Raw genomic sequence first — 7,910 nt, 5'->3', positions numbered from 1 at the left:
TACGAGGGGCTGCGCCCGGCACTCCCCCAGCCTCCGGCCGGGGGGACCCCCAGAGCACGCACCGGACGCCGCGGGGCCCGCCCTCCGGGCGGACGGCAGGACTTTGCGGACACGACCTAGCGGTCCGCCTTGCTCTTGTGGCCGCGGCCCCACTGCAGGCCCCAGCCGTAGAGCCGGTCCAGTTCGCCCTGGAAGCCGTACACGAACTTCACCTCGCGGCGGACGAAGATCTCGCCCTTGACGTTCTCGATCATCACCACGGCGCAGGAGCGGGCCTGGGGATGGCGTTCGTCGAGGCCTATCTCGATGCGGGGGCCGTTGCTCGGGTAGAGCGTGACGATGGCGTGCGTCCGGTCGAATGCCGGAGTCTGGTCGTAGATGTAGGCGAAGAGCAGGAGGCGCTTGATGGCGTCCTTGTGGTCCAGGTTGACGTATATCGTCTCGCCGGAGGCCGAGCCGAAGCGGTCGTCGCCGCTGAGCTTGACGTAGGGCGGGGCGTTGACGTCGCCCAGGAAGCCGCCGAGCGGCTGGACGACGCCGCGGGTGCCGTCCATGAGTTCGTAGAGGCAGCCGAGGTCGAGGTCTACGTTGACCATGCTCTGGCTGTGGCCGACGACCTCCGGCGGCTTGAGCGCCTTGAAGGGGTGCCGCAGCAGGCTCTCCCGCTGGGCGCCCATGATGTCCGACGTGCGCATGCGCCAGGCCAGGTTGACGCGCAGGTGGCCGGTGGCCGCGCCCTGCTTGGTCAGGGACACCTGGCTGTGCCGTTTGGTCAGCTGGATGGAGTTGGTCGCCGCGCTGCCCGAGTCGAACTCGGACTCGCGGCCGCGCCACAGTCCGTCCAAGAAGCCCATGATCGCCCCCACCTTGTTTCGACCGCCGACGGGGCGGCCCCGAGGAGTCGTCCTCGTCGGCCGCCCCGCTCAGAGCGTTCCTCGTCCGGGCCGGGTTCACACCAGTGGTGCGGGCGCACCGGGGGCGTACCCGGCCCGGGGACGGAGTGGTGTCACACCCCGGAGGAGACCTCCGCCTTCTCCTGATCGCCGCCGCCGGCCGCCGCGATGGCGCGGTTGCGGCGCACGGAGGACCAGAAGGAGGCGCCGATCAGGACCACACCGATCAGGCCGGTGATGATCTCGTTGATCTCGTACTGGATGGTCACCAGCAGGATGACGGCCAGGGCGCCGATGGCGTAGTGGGCGCCGTGCTCCAGGTAGACGTAGTCGTCGAGGGTGCCCTGGCGGACCAGGTAGACCGTCAGCGACCGGACGTACATGGCGCCGATGCCGAGGCCGAGGGCCATCAGGACGATGTCGTTGGTGATGGCGAAGGCGCCGATGACGCCGTCGAAGGAGAACGACGCGTCCAGGACCTCCAGGTAGAGGAACATGAAGAACGCGGCCTTGCCGGCCAGCTTGACGGCCGACTTGGGCTTGCCCTCGCGCTCGGCCTTCTCCTCCGCCTCGTGCTCGCGCTCCTCCTCCTCTTCGAGCTTCTCCTCGAAGAAGCCGGAGAGGCCGCCGACGACCAGATAGGTGATCAGACCCGCGATACCGGAGAGCAGGACCGTCTCCGCCTTGTCGGCGTGCGTGCCGCCGTGCTGGTGCGCGTGGGCACCGAAGGTGATCGCGGAGACCAGCAGCACGACCAGGGCGATGCAGACCGACAGCATGTCGACCTTGCCGAGCTTGGACAGCGGGCGCTCCAGCCAGCCGAGCCACTTGATGTCCCGGTCCTCGAAGATGAAGTCGAGGAAGATCATCAGGAGGAACATGCCACCGAAGGCGGCGATCGACGGATGGGCGTCCGTCACCAGTTCCTGGTAGCGGTCCTTGTCGGTCAGGGCGAGGTCGACGGCCTCGATCGGGCCGAGGGACGCGCTCACCGCGACGATGACGACCGGGAAGACCAGGCGCATGCCGAAGACGGCGATCAGGATGCCGATGGTGAGGAAGATCTTCTGCCAGAAGGCATTCATCTTCTTCAGGATCCCGGCGTTGACCACCGCGTTGTCGAAGGACAGCGAGATCTCCAGGACGGACAGGATCGCCACGACACCGAAGGCGGTCCACCCCCCGTAGAAGACCGCGGCCACCAGGCCGAGCGCGGTGACCGCGAACGACCACCCGAAGGTTTTCAGAACCACTGGCTACCCAATCGTATGTGTACGGGGCTCCCCCGCGCCGTACGCGGCTTTACGAAACGTTGACTCCGAAGTCTAGAGCGATGCCTCGGAGCCCCGACGCGTACCCCTGCCCCACCGCGCGGAACTTCCATTCACCCTGGTAGCGATAGAGCTCACCGAAGATCATCGCGGTCTCCGTGGAAGCGTCCTCGCTGAGGTCGTAGCGGGCGAGTTCCTGGCCGTCGGCCTGGTTGACGACCCGGATGAAGGCGTTGGTGACCTGGCCGAAGGCCTGGCCGCGCTCGTCGGCCTGGTGGATCGAGACCGGGAAGACGATCTTGTCGCAGTGGGCCGGCACCGCGGAGAGGTCGACCAGGACCGACTCGTCGTCCCCCTCGCCCTCGCCGGTGAGATTGTCGCCGGTGTGCTCGACCGAGCCGTCCGGGCTCTTGAGCTGGTTGTAGAACACGAACCACTCGTCGCCGAGCACCCGGCCGCCGGCGCACACGAGGGCGCTGGCGTCGAGGTCGAAGGGTGCTCCGGTGGTGGAACGCGCGTCCCAGCCGAGTCCGACCAGAACCTGAGTGAGGTTCGGTGCGGCCTTGGACAGGGAGACGTTGCCGCCCTTGGCAAGCGTGACGCCCATGGTGATGGTCCCTCCCCGGGTGATGATTTCTGGAGTTCCTGCGCGTCCGGCGCCGCACGTAAACCGTGCGGCGCCGGACGATCGAGGCGAGTGCCCCGGGTTCTGGTCGCTCAGACGTTCACGCCGAAGTCCTGGGCGATGCCGCGCAGGCCCGAGGCGTAGCCCTGGCCGATGGCGCGGAACTTCCACTCCGCGCCGTGCCGGTACAGCTCGCCGAAGACCATCGCGGTCTCCGTGGAGGCGTCCTCCGACAGGTCGTAGCGGGCGATCTCGGCGCCGCCGGCCTGGTTGACGACGCGGATGAACGCGTTGCGCACCTGGCCGAAGGACTGCTGGCGGTTCTCGGCGTCGTAGATGGACACCGGGAAGGTGATCTTCTCGACGTCGGCCGGGACGGCGGCCAGGTCGATCTTGATCTGCTCGTCGTCGCCCTCGCCCTCGCCGGTGAGGTTGTCGCCGGTGTGCTCGACGGACCCGTCCGGGCTCTTGAGGTTGTTGAAGAAGACGAAGTGCGCGTCACTGGCGACCTTGCCGCCGCTGTTCAGCAGCATCGCGCTGGCGTCGAGGTCGAAGTCGGTGCCGGTCGTGGTGCGGATGTCCCACCCCAGACCGACGATGACCGCGGTCAGGCCCGGGGCCTCCTTGGTCAGCGATACGTTGCCGCCCTTGCTGAGGCTGACTCCCACGAGTCCTCCATTGGTGTCCGGGGGCGGGGTGCCCCGTAGTGCGTGGATATCGGATCAACGATTCGATCCTAGTGACGGGTTCCCGCCCCCCGCAGGCCCTGCGGCCGACAAATCGCGGTGTCGGGGCACGGGTGCCGGGTCACAGGGTGTCGAGCGCCTTCACGTACTCGTTCAGGTCACGGGCGTCCGGCAGACCGTTGACGACGGTCCAGCGCACGACGCCCTCCCGGTCGATGATGAAGGTGCCGCGGACGGCGCAGCCCTTGTCCTCGTCGAAGACGCCGTAGGAGCGCGAGACGTTGCCGTGCGGCCAGAAGTCGGACAGCAGCGGGTACTCCAGGCCCTCCTGCTCGCCGAAGACGCGCAGGGTGTGGATGGAGTCGTTGGAGACGGCGAGCACCTGGGTGTCGCGGTCGGAGAACTGCGGCAGGTTGTCGCGCACCTCGCACAGCTCGCCGGTGCACACGCCGGTGAAGGCGAACGGGTAGAAGAGCAGCACCACGTTCTTCTGGCCGCGGAAGTCGGACAGCCGGACGGTCGCGCCGTGGTTGTCCTTGAGCTCGAAGTCGGGGGCCTTGTCGCCGACCTGGATCGCCATGTCCTGTTCGTCCCTTCCGGAGGTGTTCGCTGCAAACACCCTACGCAGGGATCATCGCGAACCCGCGGACGGGCCGACCGAGGCCGGCCCGTCCGGAGTCCGGGATCGTGCGGAGGCCGTGCGGCTACCGCTTGGACTTGGCGGCCTTGGGCGTCGCCAGCCGGCTGCCGCTCCAGTCCTTGCCTACGCTGACGCTCTTGGACGCCGTCAGTCCGGCGGTCGTCGCGGCTTCCGAGATGTCGCTGGCCTCGACGTATCCATCACGGCCGGTCTTCGGCGTGAGAAGGAGGATCGACCCGCCCTCTTCGATGTACGTGGTGGCATCCACCAGCGCATCCGTCAGGTCGCCGTCGTCGTCGCGGAACCAGAGCACGACGGCATCGGCCACGTCCTCGTAGTCCTCGTCCACCAGCTCGCCCTCGACGGCGCCCTCAATGGCCTCGCGGAGCTCCTGGTCGACGTCGTCGTCGTAGCCGATCTCCTGGACCACCTGCCCGGGCTGGAACCCCAGCCTGGCGGCAGGGTTCGTCCGCTCCTCCGCGTGGTCCGCGGTCGCGCTCACGGGTTGCCTCCTGATCATGTTTCGGTAGATGTCTCGGGCCTCGCGCGTGCGCGAAGCTTGGCCGTAGTCCACACGGGCGGGACCGATCGCGCAAGTACCCGGCGTCTGGGACCGCCGAAACGGTGACGATCCCGGCCGTGTCGCCGCAACTCCAGCCATGCCGTCCAGACCAAAGGTGACGTACACCACACCTATCTGCCCCGTTTGCGTATTTGGGAACCATGCGTGGGTACGAGACTCGAATGAACGTGCCCCCGATCCCCGCGAAGGAACCGGTTACCCCACGGTACAGATGACGATTGCCCCCGTGAGGTACACGATGGGGAACCGGCGGGTAATCGGCGCAGACACCCGGCCAAGTAGCCCTCTGAGAGCGAAGGAACAGCGTGGCTTCCGCATCCGATCGCAATCCGATCATCATTGGCGGCCTTCCGAGTCAGGTTCCTGACTTCGACCCCGAGGAAACCCAGGAGTGGCTCGACTCCCTCGACGCCGCCGTCGACGAGCGCGGCCGGGAGCGGGCCCGCTTCCTGATGCTGCGGCTGATCGAGCGCGCCCGCGAGAAGCGCGTGGCCGTGCCCGAGATGCGCAGCACGGACTACGTCAACACCATCCCGACCAAGAGCGAGCCGTTCTTCCCCGGCAACGAGGAGATCGAGCGCAAGATCCTCAACGCCACCCGGTGGAACGCCGCGGTGATGGTCTCGCGGGCGCAGCGGCCCGGTATCGGCGTCGGCGGCCACATCGCGACGTTCGCCTCCTCGGCCTCCCTGTACGACGTGGGCTTCAACCACTTCTTCCGGGGCAAGGAGGACGGTGACGGCGGTGACCAGGTCTTCTTCCAGGGGCACGCCTCGCCGGGCATCTACGCCCGCGCGTTCCTGCTCGACCGGCTCAGCGAGCAGCACCTGGACGGGTTCCGGCAGGAGAAGTCGGCGGCGCCGCACGCCCTGTCGTCGTATCCGCACCCGCGGTCGATGCCGGACTTCTGGGAGTTCCCGACGGTCTCGATGGGTCTCGGCCCGATCGGCGCGATCTACCAGGCGCGGATGAACCGCTACATGCACGCGCGCGGGATCGCGGACACCTCGCGTTCGCACGTGTGGGCCTACCTCGGCGACGGCGAGATGGACGAGCCGGAGTCGCTGGGCCAGCTCTCCATCGCCGCCCGCGAGGGCCTGGACAACCTGACCTTCGTGGTCAACTGCAACCTCCAGCGCCTGGACGGCCCGGTGCGCGGCAACGGCAAGATCATCCAGGAGCTGGAGTCGGTCTTCCGCGGCGCCGGCTGGAACGTGATCAAGCTGGTGTGGGACCGCACCTGGGACCCGCTGCTCGCCCAGGACCGCGACGGTGTGCTGGTCAACCGGATGAACACCACGCCGGACGGGCAGTTCCAGACGTACGCCACCGAGTCCGGCGCGTACATCCGCGACCACTTCTTCGGCGACGACCACCGGCTGCGCGCGATGGTCGAGAACATGACCGACGACCAGATCCTGCACCTGGGGCGCGGCGGGCACGACCACCGGAAGATCTACGCGGCCTACAAGGCGGCGCTGGAGCACAAGGGCCAGCCGACGGTCATCCTGGCCAAGACGGTCAAGGGCTGGACGCTCGGACCGAACTTCGAGGGCCGCAACGCCACCCACCAGATGAAGAAGCTGACGGTCGACGACCTGAAGCGCTTCCGCGACCGGCTGCACCTGCCGATCTCCGACCAGGAGCTGGAGTCCGGCCCGCCGCCGTACTACCACCCGGGCCGGGACACGGAGGAGATGCAGTACATGCACGACCGCCGGCTGGGTCTGGGCGGGTACGTCCCGACGCGCGTCGTGCGGTCGAAGCCGCTCGCCCTGCCGGACGACAAGACGTACGCGACCGTGAAGAAGGGGTCGGGCCAGCAGTCCATCGCGACGACGATGGCCTTTGTGCGACTACTGAAAGACCTCATGCGGGACAAGGAGATCGGCAAGCGTTTCGTGCTGATCGCGCCGGACGAGTACCGCACCTTCGGTATGGACTCGTTCTTCCCGAGTGCGAAGATCTACAACCCGCTCGGGCAGCAGTACGAGTCCGTGGACCGGGAGCTGCTGCTCGCCTACAAGGAGGCGCCGACCGGGCAGATGCTGCACGACGGCATCTCGGAGGCCGGCTGCACGGCCTCGCTGATCGCGGCGGGTTCGGCGTACGCGACGCACGGCGAGCCGCTCATCCCGGTCTACGTCTTCTACTCGATGTTCGGTTTCCAGCGCACCGGCGACCAGTTCTGGCAGATGGGCGACCAGTTGTCACGCGGTTTCGTGCTGGGCGCGACCGCGGGACGTACGACGCTGACCGGTGAGGGCCTCCAGCACGCGGACGGCCACTCGCAGCTGCTGGCCTCGACCAACCCGGCGTGCGTGGCGTACGACCCGGCGTTCGGCTTCGAGATCGCGCACATCGTCAAGGACGGCCTGCGCCGGATGTACGGCGGGGACGAGCAGCACCCGCACGGCGAGGACGTCTTCTACTACCTCACGGTCTACAACGAGCCGATCCAGCACCCGGCCGAACCGGAGGGCGTGGACGTCGAGGGCATCCTCAAGGGCGTGTACCGCTTCAGCGAGGGCACGGACGGCTCGATCCCGGCGCAGATCATGGCCTCCGGGGTCGCGGTGCCGTGGGCCGTCCAGGCCCAGCGGATCCTCGCCGAGGAGTGGAACGTACGCGCCGACGTCTGGTCGGCGACCTCCTGGAACGAGCTGCGGCGCGAGGCGGTGGCGTGCGAGGAGCACAATCTGCTGCACCCCGAGGAGGAGCAGCACGTGCCCTGGGTGACCCGGAAGCTGGCGGGTGCGCAGGGGCCGTTCGTGGCCGTGTCCGACTGGATGCGGTCGGTGCCGGACCAGATCGCCCGGTGGGTGCCGGGGACGTACCAGTCGCTGGGCGCGGACGGATGGGGGTTCGCCGACACGCGCGGGGCCGCACGGCGGTTCTTCCACATCGACGCGGAGTCGATCGTGGTGGCCGTGCTGAGCGAGCTGGCGCGGGAGGGGAAGGTCGACCGGTCGGTGCTGAAGCAGGCGATCGACCGGTACCGGCTGCTGGACGTCGCCGCGGCCGACCCGGGCGTGGCCGGCGGGGACGCGTGACCGTGTCCCGGTGAGCGCACGACGAGGGGGGGGGGGGCCGGCCGGCCGGGGGGCCCCGCCCCCAAAAACCAAGCCGCGCGCCGGGGCCGCGGCCCAAAAGCGTTTTGATGATACAGCCCCCCCCCCCCCCCCCCCCCCCCCCCCCCCGCGCAGGGAAAA

The 7,910-nt window shown here is 68.4% G+C and carries 7 protein-coding genes; 1 reads left to right on the top strand and 6 read right to left on the bottom strand.

What is annotated here, in order from left to right; translation table 11 throughout:
* Positions 1 to 116: 116 nt before the first annotated feature.
* From ACFW01_RS03075 to ACFW01_RS03050, 6 genes are all read right to left on the bottom strand, one after another.
* Entirely contained in the window at positions 117 to 854 is a 738-nt protein-coding gene (locus tag ACFW01_RS03075; protein WP_234954280.1) for a Tellurium resistance, read from the bottom strand.
* Between the two features lie 152 nt (positions 855 to 1,006).
* Positions 1,007 to 2,146: a DUF475 domain-containing protein gene (locus ACFW01_RS03070; RefSeq protein ID WP_234954282.1), complete on the bottom strand. Its 1,140-nt coding sequence runs from the start codon at positions 2,144 to 2,146 to the stop codon at positions 1,007 to 1,009.
* A 49-nt stretch (positions 2,147 to 2,195) separates the two neighbouring features.
* Entirely contained in the window at positions 2,196 to 2,771 is a 576-nt protein-coding gene (locus ACFW01_RS03065) for a TerD family protein (RefSeq protein ID WP_234954284.1), read from the bottom strand.
* A 110-nt stretch (positions 2,772 to 2,881) separates the two neighbouring features.
* On the bottom strand, positions 2,882 to 3,457 hold the full coding sequence (locus ACFW01_RS03060; protein WP_234954286.1) for a calcium homeostasis/redox stress adaptation protein: 576 nt from the start codon (positions 3,455 to 3,457) through the stop codon (positions 2,882 to 2,884).
* 139 nt (positions 3,458 to 3,596) lie between these two features.
* Positions 3,597 to 4,055, bottom strand: a complete 459-nt coding sequence (locus tag ACFW01_RS03055; protein WP_125493419.1) for a peroxiredoxin — start codon at positions 4,053 to 4,055, stop codon at positions 3,597 to 3,599.
* Between the two features lie 124 nt (positions 4,056 to 4,179).
* Entirely contained in the window at positions 4,180 to 4,617 is a 438-nt protein-coding gene (locus tag ACFW01_RS03050; protein WP_166661640.1) for a DUF3052 domain-containing protein, read from the bottom strand.
* Between the two features lie 386 nt (positions 4,618 to 5,003).
* Here ACFW01_RS03050 and aceE point away from each other — a divergent pair, with 386 nt between their 5' ends.
* Positions 5,004 to 7,751 carry a pyruvate dehydrogenase (acetyl-transferring), homodimeric type gene (gene aceE / locus ACFW01_RS03045; protein WP_234954288.1) on the top strand — a complete coding sequence of 916 codons (2,748 nt, stop codon included), beginning with the start codon at positions 5,004 to 5,006 and terminating at the stop codon, positions 7,749 to 7,751.
* The last annotated feature ends 159 nt before the right edge of the window (positions 7,752 to 7,910 follow it).

The organism is Streptomyces sp. NPDC058985 (assembly GCF_042740985.1).
Classification (GTDB): domain Bacteria; phylum Actinomycetota; class Actinomycetes; order Streptomycetales; family Streptomycetaceae; genus Streptomyces.
The sequence above is the reverse complement of the archived record's forward strand: the minus strand, read 5'-3'. Positions and strand labels throughout refer to the sequence as shown.